The 19,073-nt window shown below is 61.5% G+C and carries 18 protein-coding genes and 1 tRNA gene; 10 read left to right on the forward strand and 9 right to left on the reverse strand.

Annotated features, from left to right (window positions below; all coding sequences use genetic code 11):
- Positions 1 to 52 precede the first annotated feature (52 nt).
- Positions 53 to 526 (reverse strand): methylated-DNA--[protein]-cysteine S-methyltransferase, encoded by a 474-nt coding sequence (locus H621_RS0112425; protein ID WP_028943716.1) that lies wholly within the window; start codon positions 524 to 526, stop codon positions 53 to 55.
- A 232-nt stretch (positions 527 to 758) separates the two neighbouring features.
- Between H621_RS0112425 and H621_RS0112430 the strand changes: the two genes are divergently transcribed.
- The 6 genes from H621_RS0112430 to H621_RS0112455 all read left to right on the forward strand — a co-directional run bounded on the left by H621_RS0112430 (position 759) and on the right by H621_RS0112455 (position 7,065).
- Positions 759 to 2,843 carry an LTA synthase family protein gene (locus H621_RS0112430; protein WP_028943717.1) on the forward strand — a complete coding sequence of 695 codons (2,085 nt, stop codon included), beginning with the start codon at positions 759 to 761 and terminating at the stop codon, positions 2,841 to 2,843.
- Between the two features lie 141 nt (positions 2,844 to 2,984).
- Positions 2,985 to 3,221 carry a hypothetical protein gene (locus H621_RS0112435; protein WP_028943718.1) on the forward strand — a complete coding sequence of 79 codons (237 nt, stop codon included), beginning with the start codon at positions 2,985 to 2,987 and terminating at the stop codon, positions 3,219 to 3,221.
- Between the two features lie 189 nt (positions 3,222 to 3,410).
- A complete protein-coding gene (locus H621_RS0112440; protein WP_028943719.1) occupies positions 3,411 to 3,743 on the forward strand; it encodes a ribonuclease E inhibitor RraB in 333 nt (110 codons plus the stop codon).
- Positions 3,744 to 3,907: 164 nt separating this feature from the next.
- The gene (locus tag H621_RS0112445) at positions 3,908 to 5,317 is read left to right on the forward strand and encodes a circularly permuted type 2 ATP-grasp protein (RefSeq protein WP_028943720.1); all 1,410 of its coding nucleotides are present in this window, start codon (positions 3,908 to 3,910) and stop codon (positions 5,315 to 5,317) included.
- Positions 5,318 to 5,320: 3 nt separating this feature from the next.
- Positions 5,321 to 6,271 carry an alpha-E domain-containing protein gene (locus H621_RS0112450; protein ID WP_028943721.1) on the forward strand — a complete coding sequence of 317 codons (951 nt, stop codon included), beginning with the start codon at positions 5,321 to 5,323 and terminating at the stop codon, positions 6,269 to 6,271.
- Positions 6,268 to 7,065 carry a transglutaminase family protein gene (locus H621_RS0112455; RefSeq protein ID WP_028943722.1) on the forward strand — a complete coding sequence of 266 codons (798 nt, stop codon included), beginning with the start codon at positions 6,268 to 6,270 and terminating at the stop codon, positions 7,063 to 7,065. The genes H621_RS0112450 and H621_RS0112455 overlap by 4 nt, the downstream gene beginning before the upstream one ends.
- A 3-nt stretch (positions 7,066 to 7,068) precedes the next feature.
- On the opposite strand, the gene H621_RS0112460 is transcribed toward H621_RS0112455, so the two are convergent.
- Entirely contained in the window at positions 7,069 to 7,872 is an 804-nt protein-coding gene (locus tag H621_RS0112460; RefSeq protein WP_028943723.1) for a cytochrome c, read from the reverse strand.
- 524 nt (positions 7,873 to 8,396) lie between these two features.
- On the opposite strand from H621_RS0112460, the gene H621_RS0112470 reads away from it, so the two are divergent.
- The gene (locus H621_RS0112470; RefSeq protein WP_028943724.1) at positions 8,397 to 9,125 is read left to right on the forward strand and encodes an amidotransferase; all 729 of its coding nucleotides are present in this window, start codon (positions 8,397 to 8,399) and stop codon (positions 9,123 to 9,125) included.
- Between the two features lie 9 nt (positions 9,126 to 9,134).
- Here the strand turns inward: H621_RS0112470 and H621_RS0112475 are convergent, their stop codons facing one another.
- The 3 genes from H621_RS0112475 to H621_RS0112485 form a co-directional block, all read right to left on the reverse strand.
- On the reverse strand, positions 9,135 to 10,106 hold the full coding sequence (locus tag H621_RS0112475) for a magnesium and cobalt transport protein CorA (protein ID WP_028943725.1): 972 nt from the start codon (positions 10,104 to 10,106) through the stop codon (positions 9,135 to 9,137).
- 65 nt (positions 10,107 to 10,171) lie between these two features.
- Positions 10,172 to 10,894: a lysophospholipid acyltransferase family protein gene (locus H621_RS0112480; RefSeq protein ID WP_028943726.1), complete on the reverse strand. Its 723-nt coding sequence runs from the start codon at positions 10,892 to 10,894 to the stop codon at positions 10,172 to 10,174.
- Between the two features lie 124 nt (positions 10,895 to 11,018).
- Complete coding sequence (locus H621_RS0112485; protein WP_028943727.1) at positions 11,019 to 11,708, reverse strand: crotonase/enoyl-CoA hydratase family protein; 690 nt, start codon at positions 11,706 to 11,708, stop codon at positions 11,019 to 11,021.
- A 289-nt stretch (positions 11,709 to 11,997) separates the two neighbouring features.
- On the opposite strand from H621_RS0112485, the gene H621_RS0112490 reads away from it, so the two are divergent.
- Positions 11,998 to 12,087: transfer RNA gene (locus H621_RS0112490), tRNA-Ser, on the forward strand.
- A 163-nt stretch (positions 12,088 to 12,250) separates the two neighbouring features.
- Here H621_RS0112490 and H621_RS0112495 read toward each other — a convergent pair.
- The 3 genes from H621_RS0112495 to H621_RS0112505 form a co-directional block, all read right to left on the reverse strand.
- Entirely contained in the window at positions 12,251 to 14,380 is a 2,130-nt protein-coding gene (locus tag H621_RS0112495; RefSeq protein ID WP_028943728.1) for a TonB-dependent siderophore receptor, read from the reverse strand.
- Positions 14,381 to 14,582: 202 nt separating this feature from the next.
- Positions 14,583 to 14,963 carry a hypothetical protein gene (locus H621_RS0112500; RefSeq protein ID WP_028943729.1) on the reverse strand — a complete coding sequence of 127 codons (381 nt, stop codon included), beginning with the start codon at positions 14,961 to 14,963 and terminating at the stop codon, positions 14,583 to 14,585.
- 103 nt (positions 14,964 to 15,066) lie between these two features.
- On the reverse strand, positions 15,067 to 16,260 hold the full coding sequence (locus H621_RS0112505; RefSeq protein ID WP_028943730.1) for an MFS transporter: 1,194 nt from the start codon (positions 16,258 to 16,260) through the stop codon (positions 15,067 to 15,069).
- Positions 16,261 to 16,366: 106 nt separating this feature from the next.
- Between H621_RS0112505 and H621_RS0112510 the strand changes: the two genes are divergently transcribed.
- Positions 16,367 to 17,254 (forward strand): LysR family transcriptional regulator, encoded by an 888-nt coding sequence (locus H621_RS0112510; RefSeq protein ID WP_028943731.1) that lies wholly within the window; start codon positions 16,367 to 16,369, stop codon positions 17,252 to 17,254.
- Between the two features lie 5 nt (positions 17,255 to 17,259).
- Here the strand turns inward: H621_RS0112510 and H621_RS0112515 are convergent, their stop codons facing one another.
- Entirely contained in the window at positions 17,260 to 18,009 is a 750-nt protein-coding gene (locus tag H621_RS0112515) for a 3-oxoacyl-ACP reductase family protein (RefSeq protein WP_028943732.1), read from the reverse strand.
- Between the two features lie 123 nt (positions 18,010 to 18,132).
- Here H621_RS0112515 and H621_RS0112520 point away from each other — a divergent pair, with 123 nt between their 5' ends.
- Positions 18,133 to 19,065, forward strand: coding sequence for a LysR family transcriptional regulator (locus H621_RS0112520; RefSeq protein WP_028943733.1), 933 nt, complete (start codon positions 18,133 to 18,135; stop codon positions 19,063 to 19,065).
- Positions 19,066 to 19,073 lie beyond the last annotated feature (8 nt).

Below are 19,073 nucleotides of genomic sequence, written 5' to 3' on the forward strand. Positions count from 1 at the left end.
GCGAGGCAAGCCCGCGTGTGTACGAGCGGGCTTGTCTCGCGACTCCTGTTCTTCAAATCAACCATGCCCCTTCGAGCTCCAGCAATAGTTGCTTGCGCTCGACACCCCCGGCATACCCCGTCAACGTCCCGTTGCTGCCGATCACCCGGTGACACGGCACGATGATTGAGATCGGGTTGGCACCGTTGGCGGTACCGACTGCACGAACGGCCCGCGGGCGCTTGATCTGCTGCGCCAGGTCGCCGTAGCTGCAGGTCGTACCGTAGGGAATGCGTTGCAGGGCAGCCCAGACCTCGCGCTGAAACGCTGTGCCCTGGGGTGCCAGATCGACCTGGAACTGCTCCCGTGTGCCGGCAAAGTATTCATCCAGCTGACGCGCCACCTCATCCAGTTGATTGCCCGCAAGCTGCCATTGGGTTGGCAGTTCCCAAGGCTGCGCGGCGTCCATGTGGACCAGGTGCAGTCCATGTTCATCTGCCGCCAGTAACAGCGGGCCGAGCGGGCTGGGCAGGTAGCGGTAATACATGACAGGAAGCCGGTTGCCGGAGTAATAGGCAAAGATACCGCACACCGCGGACTTGTCATCATCGGTAACGCCAGCGGCAGGCAGGACAACGAAATTTTCACATTCGATTATGGAAAATCCGCGCGCGCAATTATCCATTCGCCGAATGGCCGTGCATTGCCCTCGGGTTTAGTGCACATTTGCCGATTCGTTTTTTCGCCTTCTTGAATCAATCCTAGGGATCTTCCAATCGATGGCTAACACGGACGCCTTGAGTGACCAGCGGGCTGCGTCGCGCCCGCTGCAACCAACGCTAAAATCGCACCTGGCCTACACGCTGCTGTGCGGCCTGGCGATCATGCTGATGCTCAGCCTGGTACGCCTGGCACTGCTGATCTACAACAGCGACATGATTGGCGACACGCCGATGTCCACCGTCGCCGAGGGCTTCCTCAATGGTTTGCGTTTCGACCTGCGGGTCGTGGTGTACCTGAGCATCCCGCTGCTGCTGGCCATCCTCAGTGCCCGCGCCATGGCCGCCCGTGGCCTGTTCCGCGCATGGTTGACCATCGCCTCGAGCATCGTGATGTTCCTGGGCCTGATGGAGCTGGACTTCTACCGCGAGTTTCACCAGCGTCTCAACGGCCTGGTATTCCAGTACGTGAAGGAAGATCCCAAGACCGTCCTGAGCATGCTCTGGTACGGCTTCCCGGTGGTACGCTACCTGTTGGCATGGATTATCGGTACCTGGCTGCTGAGCCTTGTGTTCAAGGGCATCGACCGCCTGACCCGTCCGCACGGCGCCTATGAAAGCAAAGTGGCCGGTAGCCGCAGCGTGGCGCCCTGGTATGTGCGCGGCGTGGTGTTCTTCATGATCCTGCTGGTCGCGGTCATCGCTGCCCGCGGCACCCTGCGCCAAGGCCCGCCCATGCGTTGGGGCGATGCCTTCACCACCGATTCGAACTTCGTCAACCAGCTGGGTCTCAACGGCACTTTGACCTTGATCGATGCGGCCAAGAGCCGGTTCGGTGAAGACCGTGCCAACATCTGGAAGTCGACCATCGAGCAAGGCCTGGCCACCCAGACCGTGCGCGACATGCTGCTGACCGACAACGACAAGCTGGTCGATGCCGACAGCGCCGCCGTGCGCCGTGACTTCACTCCGCCGGCCAACAATACCCTGCCGATCAAGAACGTCGTGGTGATCCTGATGGAGAGCTTCGCCGGCCACTCGGTGGGCGCATTGGGCAGCCCGAACAACATCACCCCGTACTTTGACAAACTGGCGAAGGAAGGCCTGCTTTTCGACCGCTTCTTCTCCAACGGTACCCATACCCACCAGGGCATGTTCGCCACCATGGCCTGCTACCCGAACCTGCCAGGTTTCGAGTACCTGATGCAGACCCCCGAAGGCGGCCACAAGTTGTCCGGCCTGCCGGCCTTGCTCAGCGCCCGTGATTACGACGATGTCTATGTCTACAACGGCGACTTTGCCTGGGATAACCAGTCGGGCTTCTTCGGCAACCAGGGCATGACCACCTTCATCGGCCGCAATGACTTCGTCAACCCGGTGTTCTCCGACCCGACCTGGGGTGTGTCCGACCAGGACATGTTCGACCGAGGCGCCGAAGAGCTGGCCAAGAACTATGGCAAGAAGCCGTTCTATGCGCTGTTGCAAACCCTGTCCAACCACACGCCATACGCGCTGCCCAAGGATCTGCCGGTAGAACCTGTGACCGGCCAGGGCCGCCTTGATCAGCACCTGACCGCCATGCGCTACTCCGACTGGGCCCTGGGCCAGTTCTTCGAGAAGGCGCGCAAAGAGCCGTACTTCAACGAAACCCTGTTCGTTATCGTTGGTGACCATGGCTTTGGCAACCACCAGCAAGTGACCGAGCTGGACCTGGGGCGTTTCAACGTACCGCTGCTGCTGATTGCCCCCGGCATTCAGGAGAAGTTCGGTGCGGTGAACCACGCCGTGGGCACCCAGATCGACATCGTGCCGACCATCATGGGCCGCCTGGGCGGCGAAACCCGTCACCAGTGCTGGGGCCGTGACCTGCTCAACCTGCCGGCTGGCGATGAGGGCTTCGGCATGATCAAGCCTTCGGGCAGCGAGCAGGTTGTCGGCCTGGTCAAGGGCGATCGTATTCTGATCGAGTCCAAGGACATGTCGCCGCGCATGTACCGCTACGAGCTGGGCGCCAACTTCAAGGCCGAGCTGATCGAAAGCCCGGACCAGAAGGACCTGACCCACAAGCTTGAGTCGTTCATCCAGACCGCCACCAAGAGCCTGCTGGACAACACCGCAGGTGTCGTTCACGGCACGCCTGAGTAAGTGCGAGTGCTGTACTGAAAAAAGAGGCCCCCGGGCCTCTTTTTTTTGCCGATGACGCGCAGCGGCTGAACATTCACCCGTGCTGCGGGTCAACGGAAGGTAAGCCGATTCACCCTGAGTGTCCGTACTGAGGAGAATCCAATGAAAGCGTGGGAAATTACGTTTGTTGATCAAAAAGGCGAGCGTACCTCGCTGCCCGTCACCTGTGAGCAACAGCCCAGTGTCGAAGAGGCCGCGCGGCTGATTCGTTCCCACCTCTTTCCAGTCATGGACGAACTGGATCTCAATGATTTCCAGGACCGTGCTACTGCACCCACCGCCAAATGGCTCAAAGAGCAGAGCGGTGTGGAGATCACCGCGATCACGGAAAAGCCCTGAACCGGCTGTTTTCTGGCACATATGTCAACTTGACGCTACGCTGCAATCAAGGTCGGGCCGTTATTTGCAACAGCCTGGGCTTGCCGATCCACGTCATGCATCAGCTCGAATTGCCCCCGCACGGCTTGTGTGGCGGGCAGGTGCGTTTTGCACTGAAAGTCTATCCATCGGTAGTGAGGAGGACGATTCATGAGCAGCCAATACGAGGACATCAGCAGCACCGTATTGCGACAGATGAAAGAGGGCGGCTTCAACTTCGCCCAGATTCATCCCATCGAGTTTTATGCGGTATTTCCCGATGAGGCACGGGCACGACGGGCAGCAGGACAGTTTCGCGGGGAGTCGCTCAGCGCACAGGTGCGCGAACGCGATGACGGTGCCTGGCACCTGGAGTTGAGCAAAGTGATGTATGCCACCTATGGCGGTATTGACGAATTCGAGCAGGACTTCGAAGCGGTGATTGCGCCGTTGGGTGGGGAGATCGAAGGCTGGGGCGTGAAACAGGAACGCCCGCTGGCCTGAACAACGCTTCGCAATGAAGCGTTGGATGCAACGAAAGCGAAGCGGTTGCACAGACTTGGTGCAACCGTTTTGCGTTTCAAATACAACCTATTGAAATACAAGGAATTATGCCGCTGGCACGGGGCTTGCGATAGCTCAGGTGCACGGGTGACAAGGAGTTCGGCATGATCCGCACCTTTTATGACGAGATGTACAGCGCAGACGGCCACGTCCGTCCGCACTACCGGGAATTCGCCCGCTGGTTGGCCGATACCCCGCCTGAACTGCTGGCGCAACGTCGGCGCGAAGCCGACCTGCTGTTTCACCGCGCCGGCATCACGTTCACCCTCTACGGCGACGAGCAGGGCACCGAGCGCCTGATCCCCTTCGACACTATTCCCCGTAGCATCCCGGCCAGTGAGTGGCGGGTGGTGGAGCGTGGCTGTATACAGCGGGTCAAGGCGCTCAACCTGTTCCTGGCCGACCTCTACCACGGCCAGCGGATCATCCGCGCCGGAATCATTCCCGCCGAACAAGTGCTGGCCAACGAGCAATACCAGTTGGCAATGCAGGGGCTGGACCTGCACCGCGATATCTATGCGCATATCTCCGGGGTCGACCTGGTGCGCGATGGCGACGGCAGCTACTACGTGCTCGAAGACAACCTGCGTACTCCCAGTGGCGTGAGCTACATGCTGGAAGACCGCAAGATGATGATGCGGCTGTTCCCCGAATTGTTCGCGGCCCAGCGCATTGCGCCGATCGACCACTATCCCAACCTGCTGCTCGACACCCTCAAAAGCGCCAGCCCTCTGGATAACCCAAGCGTGGTGGTACTCACCCCCGGGCGTTTCAACAGTGCATTTTTTGAACATGCCTTCCTGGCCCGGGAGATGGGCGTCGAACTGGTCGAGGGGGCGGATCTGTTCGTGCGTGACGAGCGGGTATTCATGCGCACCACCGACGGTCCCAAGGCGGTGGATGTGATCTACCGGCGCCTGGACGATGCCTTCCTTGATCCGCTGGCCTTCAATCCCGAGTCGATGCTTGGGGTGCCAGGGCTGCTCTCGGCCTATCGTTGCGGCAATGTGGTGCTGGCCAATGCCATCGGTACCGGGGTAGCCGACGACAAGTCGATCTACCCCTACGTCACCGACATGATCCGCTTCTATCTGGACGAAGAGCCCATTCTCAAGAACGTGCCGACCTGGCAGTGTCGCAAGCCCGAAGAACTGTCGCACGTGCTGGCGCACCTGCCGGAGCTGGTGGTCAAGGAAACCCAGGGCTCGGGCGGCTACGGCATGCTGGTGGGGCCTGCATCGACCCGTGCTGAAATTGAAGCCTTTGCCGCACGAATCAAGGCCCGGCCCGCGGCCTATATCGCCCAGCCGACGCTGTCGTTGTCGACCTGCCCGACCTTCGTGGAAAACGGTATTGCGCCGCGTCACATCGACCTGCGTCCCTTCGTGCTCAGTGGGCGGGAAACCCGTGTGGTGCCCGGCGGCCTGACCCGGGTGGCGTTGCGTGAAGGTTCGCTGGTGGTCAACTCCTCCCAGGGCGGCGGAACCAAGGACACCTGGGTGGTCGAGGATTAAGTCATGTTGAGTAGAACTGCCTCTGATTTGTACTGGATGTCGCGTTACCTGGAGCGGGCGGAAAACCTCGCGCGGATGCTCGATGTCAGTTATTCGCTGTCGCTGATGCCCCAGGACGGCCGGGGCGATGGGCTGGACGAAGTGGCCATGCCGCTGTTGATCACCGGTACCCTGGACGACTACCTGGAGCGCCATGGCCAGCTGCACGCCGAACGCCTGCTGGATTTCTTCGCCCTGGACCCGGACAACCCGGCCAGCATCTACAGCTGCCTGGGGGCGGCCCGCGCCTGTGCCCATGCGGTGCGTGGGCGAATCACCGCCGACATGTGGGAAAACATAAACGCCACCTGGCTCGAGATTCGCGGCATTGCCGAGCAAGGCCTGGGTCGTTATGGCATGAGCCGCTTCTGCGAATGGATCAAGGAGCGTTCCCACCTGTTTCGCGGTGCCACCTACGGCACGATCATGCGCAATGATGCATTCCGCTTCATCCGCCTGGGCACGTTTATCGAGCGTGCCGACAACACCCTGCGCCTGCTGGACGCCCGCTACGAGATGCTTGGCGAGGAGGCCGAGGCGGTCAGCGACAGCTCCGCCCGGGGTTATTACCAGTGGAGTGCCTTGTTGCGAGCGCTGTCCTCATTCGAGGCTTACACCGAGATCTATCGCGACGCCCCCGCGGCACGGCATGTGGCCGAACTGTTGTTGCTGCGCGCCGACGTACCGCGCTCGCTGCGTGCCTGCACTGAAGAGATCGACCTGATCCTGGCCAGCCTGCCGGGCAGCAATGGTCGTGCGGCGCAGCGCCTGGCAGCCGAAGTCGATGCGCGGCTGCGCTACACCGGCATCGACGAGATCCTTGCCGAAGGCCTGCACCCCTGGCTGACCCATTACATCCCGCTGGTGCGCCAGTTGGGCAATGCCATTCACAGCGCGTACCTGGAGGCCGTATGAGACTGACCATTAGCCATGAAACTGCCTATCACTACGAGGACCAGGTTCGGGCCAGTATCCAGTACCTGCGCCTGACGCCCCACGACAGCGAGCGCCAGCAGGTACTCGTCTGGCAGTTGGACCTGCCGCGCCCGGTGCGGGCACAGCTGGACCCGTTCGGCAATATCCTCCACGTCTTGAGCCTGGACGAACCGCACTCGGACCTGATCATCGGTGCCCGCGGCCTGGTGGAAATCGACCAGAGCCGCGAAGCCGAGCATGAAGCACAATCACCGTTGCCGTTCCTGCGCTTTACCCGTTTGACCGAAGCAGATGAAGCCTTGCGCGCCTTTGCCAGCCAGCAATGCCGCAAGCGCAGGGACCGCTCGGCGCTGATCGAATTGATGAATGCGTTGAACCAGCGCATGGCGTATCGCCCAGGCAGCACGGCGGTAGATACCAGTGCAGCCCAGGCGTTCGCCGCCGGTTCCGGTGTGTGCCAGGACCATACTCATGCTTTCCTCGCCTGCGTGCGCAGCCTGGGTGTACCGGCGCGCTACGTTTCGGGCTACCTGTTCGACAGTGACAGCCAGCAGATGGCCAGTCATGCCTGGGCCGAGGCCTGGCTCGACGACGCCTGGTACAGCTTCGATGTGACGAACCAGCTGGACCGCCCCGAGCGTCACCTGAAACTTGCGGTGGGCCTGGATTATCTGGATGCCTGCCCGGTGCGCGGCATGCGGCGCGGCGGAGGCTTCGAGCAGATGCATGCCAAGGTGTTGGTAACCCCTGCCTTTACCGCTCAGCAGCAATAGGCGTCAGGGGGGCTTGCGGGTGGCCATGTGTGCAAGATAGACCAGCAGTGCATCCAGTTCCTGGTCGCTGAGCACCGCATTGCTGAAGCCGGGCATTCTGGCTTGCGGCCACTGGCGCAGGCTCTGCGGGTCGCGGATGTAGCGGCGAAGGAAGGTCGGTTGGAAGTACTCGGTAGGGTTGTGCGGCACGTTGAGGTCGGGACCGAACTGCGCATCGCCGGCGCCATTGAGGCGATGGCAGGCCAGGCAGTTCTTCTGGAACAGGGCGAACCCCAGAATGATTGGATCGCCGCTGGCCAGATCCGCAGCGGGCCGCAATGCGGGGAAGCGTTCGGCCGCCGCTGCCAGGCGGCGAATGCTGGCAACCTGGAAGGGCCACTGTTCCGGACTGATACGCCCAGCCTGTGGTTGAGTCCAGACCAGGTAGAACGGGCCGGCACTGGGTTTGTTCCGACCCAATGGGGGCCAAGGGTGTGCTGGGTCCTCAATGGCCAGCCAGGCGCGTGCGGGCCCTTTTTCGAGCAAAGGTGCGGCGGGCATCTCGGCGGCAAAGCCGTCCTCGGCCACCGCTTGCAGGTGATCGTCGGGAGCTATGCCTTCAAGCAGTACCGCAAGGGGTATGGCGCGGTAGCGCATGGTTTTCTTGTAGGACACATCGTCGGGAATCTCGATATCCCGCGCCTGGGGGTGCGCGAGCAGCTCGGCACTTTGCCACTGACGGCTGGCAGTGCCCAGGTCCAAGGTCAACTGCGCCGCCTGTAGCGGCAGGCAGAGCAGGGTCAGCAGCAGGGTGAGGCAGCGGCGCATGGGCAGACTCCAACCATCAGGGCTGGCAGAGTACCTGCGCGCCATCGCATATGGCCATAGAGAGGTCAGCCGAACAGGCGTGACAGGTTCGGCACAATCAACAGCAATGTCGTGGCGAAGAGAATGAGCCCGGCTTGACGTACTTTGGGTTGTTTGAACATGGCTGACCGCCTTCTTGTTGTTATTCCTGAGTGCCCAGTGGCTTCCTTGTCGTCGATCCGGCAAACGGGTAACGCGGTTTGACGTCCAGACGCGAACCTTTGCTAATGGGTATACAACTAACCTTAGGGTCAACGTCAGTTATGTTTTAGAACGCTTTCGTATGTTTCTATTCATTACAGTGTTTTTTGGCTATGAGGCCAAGTGCCATCCAGCAACATTTCCCCTTGCTAGACGCTTGCGAGCATTCAGCGCCTGGACCCACTACAGGTGACCGTTCGTCAGTGCATCCTACTTGCTTGCAGGCCTTATTCGGGGCAGGCTCTAGGGGGCAATCCCGCCTTTTGTCGTTCAGGACTAAATCTATGTCGTTACGCATCTGCATCCTGGAAACCGACGTCCTGCGACCCGAGCTGGTCGATCAGTATCAGGGCTACGGACGGATGTTCGAGCAACTGTTCACCCGCCAGCCGATCGCCGCAGAGTTTCGCGTCTATAACGTGTTGAACGGCGAATACCCGGAAGACGACCAGGTATTTGATGCCTACCTGGTGACGGGCAGCAAGGCCGACTCGTTCGGTGATGATCCCTGGATCGAAAAGCTCAAAACGTTCCTGCTCGCTCGCTACCAGCACGGCGACAAGTTGCTGGGCGTTTGTTTCGGTCATCAGTTGCTGGCGCTGCTGCTGGGCGGCAAGAGCGAACGTGCCACCCAGGGCTGGGGGGTGGGTACCCATCGCTATGTGATGAACGCCAAGGCACCCTGGATGAGCCCGCAAGTCGAAGAATTGACCCTGTTGATCAGCCACCAGGACCAAGTGACCCGCCTGCCGGAAAACGCCACGGTGATTGCATCCAGCGATTTCTGCCCGAATGCTGCTTATCACATCGGCGATCAAGTGCTGTGCTTCCAGGGCCACCCGGAGTTTATCCACGACTATTCGCGTGCTTTGCTTGAGCTGCGTCAGGACAACCTCGGCCAGGAGATTTATCGCAAAGGTATCGACAGCCTGGCGCACGAGCACCAGGGCAGCACGGTCGCCGAATGGATGATGCGATTCGTTGCCCACAAGCCCCACGGCACTTCGGCCTGAGGCTGTTCGCTACAACCAGCCGGACCGTTTGAAGCTTGCGAACAACGCCGTGCAGCCCACGGCGATCCCGCCCAGCACGGCGAAATAGCCGTAGTGCCAGCTCAGTTCCGGCATGTTCTGAAAGTTCATCCCGTAGATGCCCGCCACTGCGGTGGGAAATGCCAGGATCGCCGCCCAGGCGGCGAACTTGCGTTGCACGATACTCTGGCGTGACGATTCCAGCAGCATGCCGATCTCGATGGTCTGGCTGGCGATATCACGGATCCCGGCCAGGTCTTCCATCTGCCGGGTGACGTGAATCTGCACATCTCGAAAGTACGGGCGCATGTTCTTGTCGATGAAGGGGAAGGTCAGGCGCTGCAGTTCTTCGCTGACCTCTACCATAGGCGCTACATACCGGCGCAGGCGCAGGATGTCGCGGCGCAGGCTGTGCAGGCGGCGGATGTCTTCTTCCTGGAGCGAGTTGCTCAGTACGCTTTGTTCCAGCTCTTCGATTTCGCCGTGGATGGCTTCGCCGATCGGTTGATAGTTCTCGGTGACGAAGTCGAGCAGGGCGTAGAGCACGAAATCCTCGCCATGTTCGAGCAGCAGCGGACGCGCTTCGCAGCGTTGGCGCACCAGGGCGTAGGACTTGGAGTGGCCATTGCGGCAGGTGATGATGTAGCCGTTGCCAGCGAAGATGTGGGTTTCGATGAACTCCAGCTTGCCTTCGTGGCGCACGGGCGAGTAGGTGACAATGAACAGCGCGTCGCCGAAGGTCTCGAGCTTGGGCCGGCTGTGTTTCTCCAGCGCGTCCTCGATTGCCAGTTCATGCAGGTTGAACTGGCATTGCAGGTTTGCCAGTTCCTGGGCATCGGGCTCTTCCAGCCCGATCCAGACGAAGTGCCCAGGTTTACTGGCCCACTGGCTGCCTTCATCAAGGCTGATGTTGGTGACCTTTCTGCCGGCGCTGTACACCGCCGCCGCAACGACTCGTCCCATGGTGGTTCGCTTCTTCTGATTTTCGTGCCAGTAGCTTGGTCTGACACACAGGATTGAGCAACCACTCAGGCTTGTTGCAATTCAGTCTCCATCAGGTCGATGCAGCGCTGCATCTGAATCCGGCATTGCTCGGCCAGGGCAGGCACGTCCTCTTGGGTCAGGCCGCTGGTGGCAATGGGGGGCAGGGAGCGGATAATGACTTTGCTGCGGCGCCAGCTGTTGAGGCTCAGGCGCCGGGCGTAGCGGCTGACGCATACAGGCACGATTGGTACACCGGCCTCAACGGCCATGTGGAAGGCGCCCTTCTTGAACGGGATCAACTGATCGCCGGCGTTGCGGGTGCCTTCGGGGAATACCCAGATAGAGGTGTGTTTATCACACAAGGTGCGCGTGGTGGTCTGCATGGCGCGGCGAGCCTGGTAGGCGTTGCCGCGGTCAATCAGCACGTTGCCGCCCAGCCAGAACAACTGGCCGAACAGTGGAATCCATTTCAGGCTTTTCTTCCCGATGCACACGGTGCGCGGCGGCACCACGTGGCCGAGCACGAACAGGTCATGGTTGGATTGGTGGTTGGCAACGATCACACAGCCAGGCGGTTGGTCGAACAGCGGGCCGACCTCGGCCTTGACATCGAGGTGCATCAGCCAGGTGGCGGGCAGCCCGTACAGGCGCGCATAGATACGGCTGTTGTCCGGGTTGAATGGCCGGCACAGGCCGATCAGCACACCGACAATTCCGATGACAACAAAGTGCAGCCCCAACAGGAGCATGCGTACAAGAAAAAGCATTTTACGACTCACACCAGGCAAACGCGGCGCAGTGTACGGGTGTGCACTTGCGCGGGCAAACGCTCAATGAGGTCGTAACGGCCTGATTACGTAACTTTATGCAATCAGGCCTTGGTAGGGGGGATTACCCCATGTGTTCCTGGTCACGGATGATCGCGTCGTCGAGACTGTCGAGCAGGGCTTTGCGCACCTTGAGTTTGGTGTGCTTGTGCGCGTTCATGTTGATCTTCTTCAACTGGCGCGCAGCGCTCAGGGCTGCTTCCTGCAGTTGCTCGGCAGGCACCACCTTGTCGAGGAAGCCGGCATCCACGGCGCTGTTCGGGTCGAACATTTCGGCGTTGATGACCGAGCGGTGGAACGCGGAGCGACGCAGGCGGTCACGGGCAAGCTCGATACCGGCATGGTGCATGGTCATGCCGATCTGCACTTCGTTCAAGCCGATGCTGAACGGGCCTTCGACGCCGATGCGATAGTCGGCCGACAGCAGCAGGAACGCCCCTTTGGCCACGGCATGGCCTGGGCAGGCGACGATGATCGGGAAGGGGTGCGAGAGCATGCGCCGGGCCAGGGTCGAGCCTGCAGTCACCAGGCTGACGGCTTCCTTGGGGCCGGCGGTCATTACCTTGAGGTCATAGCCGCCGGAGAGAATTCCGGGCTGACCGGTGATAATCACCACCGCGCGATCTTGCACAGCCTGGTCCAGGGCGCCGTTGAAGGCGGCAATGACGTCAGGCGAGATGGCGTTGACCTTGCCGTTGCTGAGGGTCAGGGTCGCAATGCCGTCTTCGAGGTGGTAGGAAATCAGCTCACTCATGACAGGGTTCCTAAAAGGGGAGTGGAGCAGACGTTACTCAGGCCGGGCAGCGAGGTAAAGCGCTGTGACTGACTGGCCGGTCAGCGTTGCTGCCACTTTGCCTTGGCCAGCGGGAGGGTCAAGGTGGGGCCTGCCGAAGCACGCCAGAGATTGGCAGCTATGCCATCTGCCTCGGTTGTTTTCGTTATCTGGCTTAAGCGCATGAATATTCTGAAAAAAACCTTTGCCAAGCGGATCGCTTTCGACTACATTAGCGCACCTCGACGGGCTGAACGGCCTGACGATACCCGGTGAAGTGTCCGAGCGGTTGAAGGAGCACGCCTGGAAAGTGTGTATACAGGAAACTGTATCAAGGGTTCGAATCCCTTCTTCACCGCCACTTTTAGAAAAGCCCCTGGTCTGAAAAGACCAGGGGCTTTTTGCATTCAGGCTCCATCTAGAAGCCATTGTCTTGTGTCTTGCACGGAATCACGGCCGATCGCAGGCTAGCGCCAGCGGCTACAGGCGCTGGATTGCAACCGGTAGCCGTTGTCTCGGCGTTGTTAGAAGTTTACGGACGCCGACAGCCGTGCCGTCCTCGGCGCGCCCTGGAACAGGTAGCCATCGCCCAGGTATTCCCCGGCGTCCCGCCAGTAGCGCTTGTCGAACAGGTTATCCACCATCAGGCGTACCACGGTGTCGTAGCCACCGATCCGCGTGCTGTAGCGACTGCCCAAATCAAATACCGCATAGCTGCCCACTTCTACCGTTCCGGCCTGATTGGCGTATTTGCTGGCGCTGTAGCGGGCCCCGCCCAGCACAGCCAGGCCCGGGATCGGCAGGTTGTAGTCGGCCTGCAAGGTGGCGCGGAAGTTGGGCACGTTGATCGCCTGGTGATCTTCGAAGTCGGCGGTGCCAGTGTTTTTCACCCGCGCGCGGATGGCCGCAGCGCTGGCGTTGATCTGCAGGCGCTCGGTCAACCAGCCGCTGGCGCCCAGCTCCAGGCCGATGTTTTTCTGTTGCCCCTGTTGCACGTAGGTGAAGTTGCCTGCGCCGTCCGGCTGTGAATATTGATAAGCCTGGCGCAGCTGGAACAGTGCCGCACTCAGGCTCATGCGCTGCCAGTCGCGCTTGATGCCGACCTCCAGTTGGTGGGACAGGGTCGGGGCGAGTATCTCGGCAGCGTTGGTGGAAAACCACGGTGCGGTACCGCCCGTGGAGATCCCCTTGCTGTAGCTGGTGTACAGGGAGATATCCGCACGCGGCTTGTAGATCAATGCGGCGTTGGGCAGTAGTTGATAGTCGCGGGTGTGCCGGCCGGGGGTGCCGTCTTCAGCAAAGGTCTTTTCATCCAGTCGCACCAGGCGTGCGCCCAGGACTGTTTGCCACTGTTCGTTGAAACTGATCCGGTCGCTGGCAAACCCCCCGTACTGGCGGCTGTCCAGGCGGCGGGTGCTATGGCCCACTGTTTTGTCGGACGGTTCGAGTATCGGTGTCTGCTGGTAGATATTGCCGCTGCCGATCCATTCGTTGAAATACGGGCGCTGATCCAGGGTACGACGCTGGGCGCTGGCCCCTACGGTCAGTTCGTGGCCCAGGCCCAGTGCGTCAAATCGGCCATTGAGTGCTGCCTGTGCTTCATCGGTGCGGCGGGTATCGTCGGGGCTGCGGTAGTCGTAGATGTCATAGTCACCCGCGCTGCTGAAGTACGCACCTTCGCTGGAACCCCAGGCAAAAGCGCTGTAGTCGTCGATCACCACCTTGCTGTGCGAGGCACTCAGGGTGCCGGTCCAGCTGTCGTTGAAGCGGTACTCGAAGCGCCCGCCCAGGTTCCGCGAGTCGATGCTCACAGGGTTGGCCCATTGCTGGTAGGCCAGACGGTCGTGAGGATCGATGTCATGGGGCAGGCTGTTGCCGCCGAGTAATTGATAACCCGGCACCGACCGCTGCTCACGGTGCTGGTACTCGGCATCCAGTTGCAGCAGCGCGTCGGGGTTGATCTGCCAGTCGAAGGCCAGGGCAGCAAAGTCGCGCTTGCCGTCGGCATGATCGACATAGGAGCGAATGTCTTCATGGGCAAGGTTGGCGCGCAGGCCGAACTGACGCTCGCTGCCGAACCAGCCACCCAGGTCGGTGGCGATGTAGCGCTCACCTTGCTCGTTGCTCGACACCGTCACCGAGCGTACGTCTTCAGGGCGCTTGGTGACGTAGTTGATCAGGCCGCCTGGTTCGGCGACGCCACTTTGCAAGCCGGACAAGCCCTTGAGCAATTCCACCTGCTGCTTGTTTTCCAGCGCAACGCTCTGCTCGCCCGCGATGGTCTGCCCGTTGATCTTGTAGCTGCTGGCGGCATTGAGCTCGAAGCCGCGCACGTTGAAGTTCTCGTAGTAGCCGATCGGCGCGTAGCTTTCGCCCACCGAGGCGTCGCTTTGCAGGAGTTCGCTGAGTGTTCGCACCTGGCGATCGACGATCAACTGTTGGCTGAACACGGCAACCGACGCGGGCGTCTCCAGCAAGGGGGCTGGCGCAAAACCTGCCACCGACGCGTCATCAACCTGATAGCCGTCGCTGTACACCTCGGACACCTTCACGGGGGCCAGTGTGATGCTGTCCTGCGCCAAACTGTGCGAGGCGGGCAGGGCCAGGCTCAAACCGAGCAGGCTCAAGGACAGGTGAGGGCGGGGCAGGGACATGCAGAAGGCTCCTTGATGGCATGCAGCAGGCGCACCGTTATGCCTCGATGCGGTCCGGGGTGAATTCGAAGAACGGATGGGGAGTCAGGCTTGCCGGCATTGCGCCAGGCAGGCGGGCGGGCATCTTAGCAGGGGTGACCGGGTCGCGGTGCCCCTGTTTGCGCAGTGCTTGGTATCAATGACGAACCAGGCGCAGGGCGATTCAGCGGTTGGTGGCGGGCAACACTTGCCGGCGCCACTGGCCGTTGATTTTCGACCAGGTCTTGCCGTCGGTGATGGCCATCAGCTTGCGACCATCCTTGAAGGTAGCGAGGAAGGTCACCTCCTCTTCCTTGCCGCCCAGCCAGAGGCCGGCAATCAGGCCGACGGGGCCTGCCACCAGCGCCCCCGCCACGCCCCAACCCAAGGCGCTGCCCAGGCGGCGACTGGACTCCTGATTGGCAACGATAAGGTCGCGGATACGGGTAAGGGCGATTTTTTCCCCGGGGTTGGGGCTGCGGCAGGTCTTGAGTGTGAGCGATCCATTGCGAAATTCGCCCTCACCTTGCAAGAAATCGCCGGACTGGACCGTGAGTCTTGTCATTGTGTCATCCGATTTGAAGGGGCTGTTGACCAATCCCTACTCAGCGCTCGGGGCGGCTACAAGTCAATGCTCAGGCGACGGAGGGTCGCCTGAGCGGTGCCGCTCACGCCGTGCGCGCGCCCAGATTGCGCTGGCGTTCGGCCAGGCTCCAGACCAGCAAGGCCAAGCTGCCGATGACAAGGCCGGCAATCACAATGGCATTCCAGCCATGGGCCTGGAACAGTTGGGTGCCGAGCAACGACCCCAGCGCTCCGCCTATGAAGTAGCAGGTGATGTAGCCGGCGTTGAGGCGGTTGCGCGCTTCCGGACGCAGGGCGATCACCGCATTCTGGTTGCTCACATGCACCAGTTGCACGGCCAGGTCCAGCAACAGCACGCCGATCAACAGGGCCACCAGTGATGTCTGGGCAAAACCCAGGGGGATCCAGGACAGCAGCAACGCCAGCAGCCCGACCGTCGTCCCCAACGGCCCCTTGCCGCGGTCGGCCAGCCGGCCGGCCCAGTTGGCCGAGAGCGCACCGGCAGCACCCGCCAGGCCGAACAGGCCGATGACCGCGTCGGAATAGTGATAGGGCTCGGCCGCCAGGAGAAAGGCCAGGGGAGTCCAGAACAGGGCGAACAGGCTGAAGGCCAGCAAGCCGAGCAGCGAGCGCAGGCGTAGCACTGGCTCATCGACGAACAGGCGAAACACAGAACCGATCAGTGCCGGGTAGTTGAGCCCGGCATGCTGGTGCCGCTCAGGCAGCGCGCGATACAACGCAATGGCACACACTGCCATCAATGCGGCGGCGAGCAGGTAAATGCTGCGCCAGCCGCCGAGCTCGGCCATGAAGCCGGCGGCGGTGCGCGCCAGGAGAATGCCCAGCAACAGCCCGCTCATCAAGGTTCCAACCACTCGGCCCCGTTGGCTCGGGTCACTCAGGCCGGCAGCCATGGGCACCAGCACCTGGGCCACCACCGAGAACAGACCGGTCAGCGTCGTGCCCAGCAACAGCCAGAAAAGGCTTGGCGAGAAGGCACTTATCAACAGCCCCAGCGTGCTGATGCCAATCATGCTGACAATCAGTCGGCGTTGCTCGAACAGGTCGCCCAAAGGCGCCAGCAGCAACAAGCCGGCGCCATAACTCAACTGGGCGGCAATGACGATGGCCCCGGCACTGGCAGTGGTCAGGCCGAAATGCTCGGCAATGCTGTGCAATAGCGGCTGGGCGTAGTAGTTGCTGGCTACGGCGAGGCCGGTGGCAGTCGCCATCAGCAGGATCAGGCCGCGGCTCAAGGGGGAGGTGGAGGTGGTCATGGACCGTCTCGATCAGTGGCAGTTAGGAAGTGACAGTATCGGAAATACGCTAGCATGACGCCAATGTATCGTTTTCATTCTATCCATCTTGAAAATAGATTGATCCATGAACCTCAAGCAAATCGAATATGCCCTCGCAGTCGTGGATACCGGCAGCTTCACCCGCGCCGCAGAGCGTTGCCACGTCGTGCAGTCGGCCCTCAGTCACCAGATCGCCCGGCTGGAGGAAACCCTTGGTGTCAGCCTGTTCGAGCGTAGCTCGCGGCGGGTACGCCTGACTCCAGCGGGCGAGGCATTCGTGCAGAGCGCCCGGCCCGCACTGGAGGCCACCCGGCGAATTGCCGAAGACGTGGCTGCCGCCTGTGGCGAGGTGCGTGGGCAGTTGTCCATCGGCGAGATTACCTCGCTGACCGAACTGGACCTGGTCGACTTGCTGGCCGGTTTTCATCGCCAGTATCCACGAGTGGATATCCGCTGGCTGATGGCCAAGAGCGAACTGCTGATTGCTGACGTACGCGAGCGGCGACTGGATGTGGGGTTCATCGGTGTGTGGCCGGGGGAGCGCCTTGAAGGCGTCGAGTACCGTCTTGTGGCCGAAGAGGAGTTGGTGGCGGTATTGGCCCTGGATCATCCACTGGTGGTGGTCGAGGGCTTGTCGTTGGCGCACCTGGAAAACCAGCCGCTTGTGGATTTTCCGGCGGGAACGGGCGCCCGTCGCCAGACCGACGAGGCGTTCGCTGCTGCCGGCTTGGGCCATCGAGTGCAGTTCGAGGTGACCAATGTTCGCCTGGTCGAGAAATTCGTCCAGCGCAAGCTGGCAGTGGGGTTGGTGCCGGCGCGTATTGCCGAGTCGTTCAGGGAGGTGGCCATTGCAGCCGTACGCGATGCACCGCGGCGCCACCTCTATGTGATCTGGTCGAAAAACCCTACTCCGGCCGCCAGGGCGTTTGTTCAGATGATTGAACAAAGCCTGGACGCCAAGCAAGGAGGTTGACTGCATCAGGCAGCGAAGCCGCCATCGATGGTCAGGCTGGCACCGGTGATATAAGCCGCATCGGGACTGGCCAGGTAAGCAACGAAGCTGGCGATTTCTTCGACTTCGCCGTATCGCCCCACTGCCATGTAGCCCATCAGGCTTTCAGCGAACTCGCCCTTGGCCGGATTCATCTCGGTATCCACCGGGCCGGGTTGCACATTGTTGATGGTGATGCCCAATGGGCCGAGGTCCCTTGCCAGGCCGCGGGTCAGGCCGACCAGCGCCGACTTGCTCATGGCGTAGGGGCCGCCACCGGCAAAGGGCATGCGTTCGGCGTTGGTACTGCCGATGTTGATGATGCGTCCGCCCTGGCCCATATGCCGGGCCGCGGCCTGCGTGGCAACGAAGACACTGCGCACGTTGACCGCAAGGGTGCGGTCGAAGTCGTTCAGGTCGAACTCCAGCAAGGGCGCAACGGCCAGTACACCGGCGTTGTTGACCAGGATGTCCAGCCTGCCAAACGTATCCACCGTGGTTTGCACGGCTTGCTGCACGGCGCTGGCATCGGCGCTGTCAGCCTGGATGGCGAGGGCTTTGCCACCGTTGGCAATGATGCTTTGTTGCAGCGCCTGGGCCTGTTCGGTGGCGTGGGCGTAGGTAAAGGCGACACGGGCGCCTTCGGCGGCCAGGCGTTTGACGATTGCGGCGCCGATACCGCGTGAACCGCCCTGGACCAGGGCCACTTTGCCGTTGAGGCGAATTTGGGTCGACATGCTGTGCTCCCGAAAGAACAAGGCCGAATGCCTTGGATGACGCCCAGTATCGGCGCCGTATTACCCTCTGAATAGCCGGTAATCGCTATAGTCTGTGTAAACCACAAGTATGGAATTGTCGCCTTGGAAACCTTCAGCAGTCTCGAATGCTTTGTGCGCAGTGCAGAAGTGGGCAGCTTCGCCGAGGCTGCCCGCCGCTTGAGCCTGACGCCGGCGGCGGTGGGCAAGAACGTCGCACGCCTGGAGGCGAACCTGGGCGTGCGCCTGTTCCAGCGCAGCACCCGACGCTTGACCCTGACCGAAGCCGGCCAGCGGTTTCTGGGGGAGGTGGCGGGGAGCCTGCAGACCATCCAGTATGCGGTGGCCAACCTGGCCAGCGCTGAGGGGCAGCCGACCGGCACCTTGAAGGTAAGCATGGGCACGGTGTTCGGGCGTTTGTACATCGTGCCGCTGTTGGGCGAATTTCTGCAGCGCTATCCGGCCATCAGCCCGGACTGGCACTTCGATAATCGTCAGGTCGACCTGATCGGCCAGGGTTTTGATGCCGCGATCGGTGGCGGCTTTGATCTGCCCCAGGGGGTGGTGGCGCGCAAGTTGACCCCGGCACACCGGATTCTGGTGGCGGCCCCGGCGTTCATCGAGCGCCACTCGCCGATCAGGCAGCCCGGCGATTTGCAGGCATTGGACGGCATCCTCATACGTTCACCGCAGACCGGGCGGGTACGTTCCTGGCCATTGACCAATCAGCAGCAGGAACAAAGCCCGTTGAACATTCGGGTGCGCATGACCATGAGTGACTCGGAGGCTGCCTGCGCGGCTGCGCAGCAGGGGTTGGGCGTGGCACTGGTGAGCATGCCGTTCGCGGTGCCCTACCTTGAGGCGGCAAGCCTGGTGCGGGTACTGCCGGACTGGTATGTGGATGACGGTAACATCTCGCTCTACTACGCAGAGCACAAGCTGCTACCGGGCAAGACGCGAGCCTTCGTGGATTTCGTCCTCGAGCAGTTTGCAGCCCAGGGCCTGGCACAGAAGTTCGACGCAAGCCTCAATCGGTAGGCGCGGAC

The sequence above is a fragment of the Pseudomonas vranovensis DSM 16006 genome, assembly GCF_000425805.1.
GTDB lineage: Bacteria > Pseudomonadota > Gammaproteobacteria > Pseudomonadales > Pseudomonadaceae > Aquipseudomonas > Aquipseudomonas vranovensis.

Excerpts from the sequence above, each read along its gene's own strand:
- H621_RS0112425 (WP_028943716.1), bottom strand. The coding sequence starts at position 526 with ATGTATTACCGCTACCTGCCCAGCCCGCTCGGCCCGCTGTTACTGGCG.
- H621_RS0112430 (WP_028943717.1), top strand. The coding sequence starts at position 759 with ATGGCTAACACGGACGCCTTGAGTGACCAGCGGGCTGCGTCGCGCCCG.
- H621_RS0112435 (WP_028943718.1), top strand. The coding sequence starts at position 2,985 with ATGAAAGCGTGGGAAATTACGTTTGTTGATCAAAAAGGCGAGCGTACC.
- H621_RS0112440 (WP_028943719.1), top strand. The coding sequence starts at position 3,411 with ATGAGCAGCCAATACGAGGACATCAGCAGCACCGTATTGCGACAGATG.
- H621_RS0112445 (WP_028943720.1), top strand. The coding sequence starts at position 3,908 with ATGATCCGCACCTTTTATGACGAGATGTACAGCGCAGACGGCCACGTC.
- H621_RS0112450 (WP_028943721.1), top strand. The coding sequence starts at position 5,321 with ATGTTGAGTAGAACTGCCTCTGATTTGTACTGGATGTCGCGTTACCTG.
- H621_RS0112455 (WP_028943722.1), top strand. The coding sequence starts at position 6,268 with ATGAGACTGACCATTAGCCATGAAACTGCCTATCACTACGAGGACCAG.
- H621_RS0112460 (WP_028943723.1), bottom strand. The coding sequence starts at position 7,872 with ATGCGCCGCTGCCTCACCCTGCTGCTGACCCTGCTCTGCCTGCCGCTA.
- H621_RS0112470 (WP_028943724.1), top strand. The coding sequence starts at position 8,397 with ATGTCGTTACGCATCTGCATCCTGGAAACCGACGTCCTGCGACCCGAG.
- H621_RS0112475 (WP_028943725.1), bottom strand. The coding sequence starts at position 10,106 with ATGGGACGAGTCGTTGCGGCGGCGGTGTACAGCGCCGGCAGAAAGGTC.
- H621_RS0112480 (WP_028943726.1), bottom strand. The coding sequence starts at position 10,894 with ATGCTTTTTCTTGTACGCATGCTCCTGTTGGGGCTGCACTTTGTTGTC.
- H621_RS0112485 (WP_028943727.1), bottom strand. The coding sequence starts at position 11,708 with ATGAGTGAGCTGATTTCCTACCACCTCGAAGACGGCATTGCGACCCTG.
- H621_RS0112495 (WP_028943728.1), bottom strand. The coding sequence starts at position 14,380 with ATGTCCCTGCCCCGCCCTCACCTGTCCTTGAGCCTGCTCGGTTTGAGC.
- H621_RS0112500 (WP_028943729.1), bottom strand. The coding sequence starts at position 14,963 with ATGACAAGACTCACGGTCCAGTCCGGCGATTTCTTGCAAGGTGAGGGC.
- H621_RS0112505 (WP_028943730.1), bottom strand. The coding sequence starts at position 16,260 with ATGACCACCTCCACCTCCCCCTTGAGCCGCGGCCTGATCCTGCTGATG.
- H621_RS0112510 (WP_028943731.1), top strand. The coding sequence starts at position 16,367 with ATGAACCTCAAGCAAATCGAATATGCCCTCGCAGTCGTGGATACCGGC.
- H621_RS0112515 (WP_028943732.1), bottom strand. The coding sequence starts at position 18,009 with ATGTCGACCCAAATTCGCCTCAACGGCAAAGTGGCCCTGGTCCAGGGC.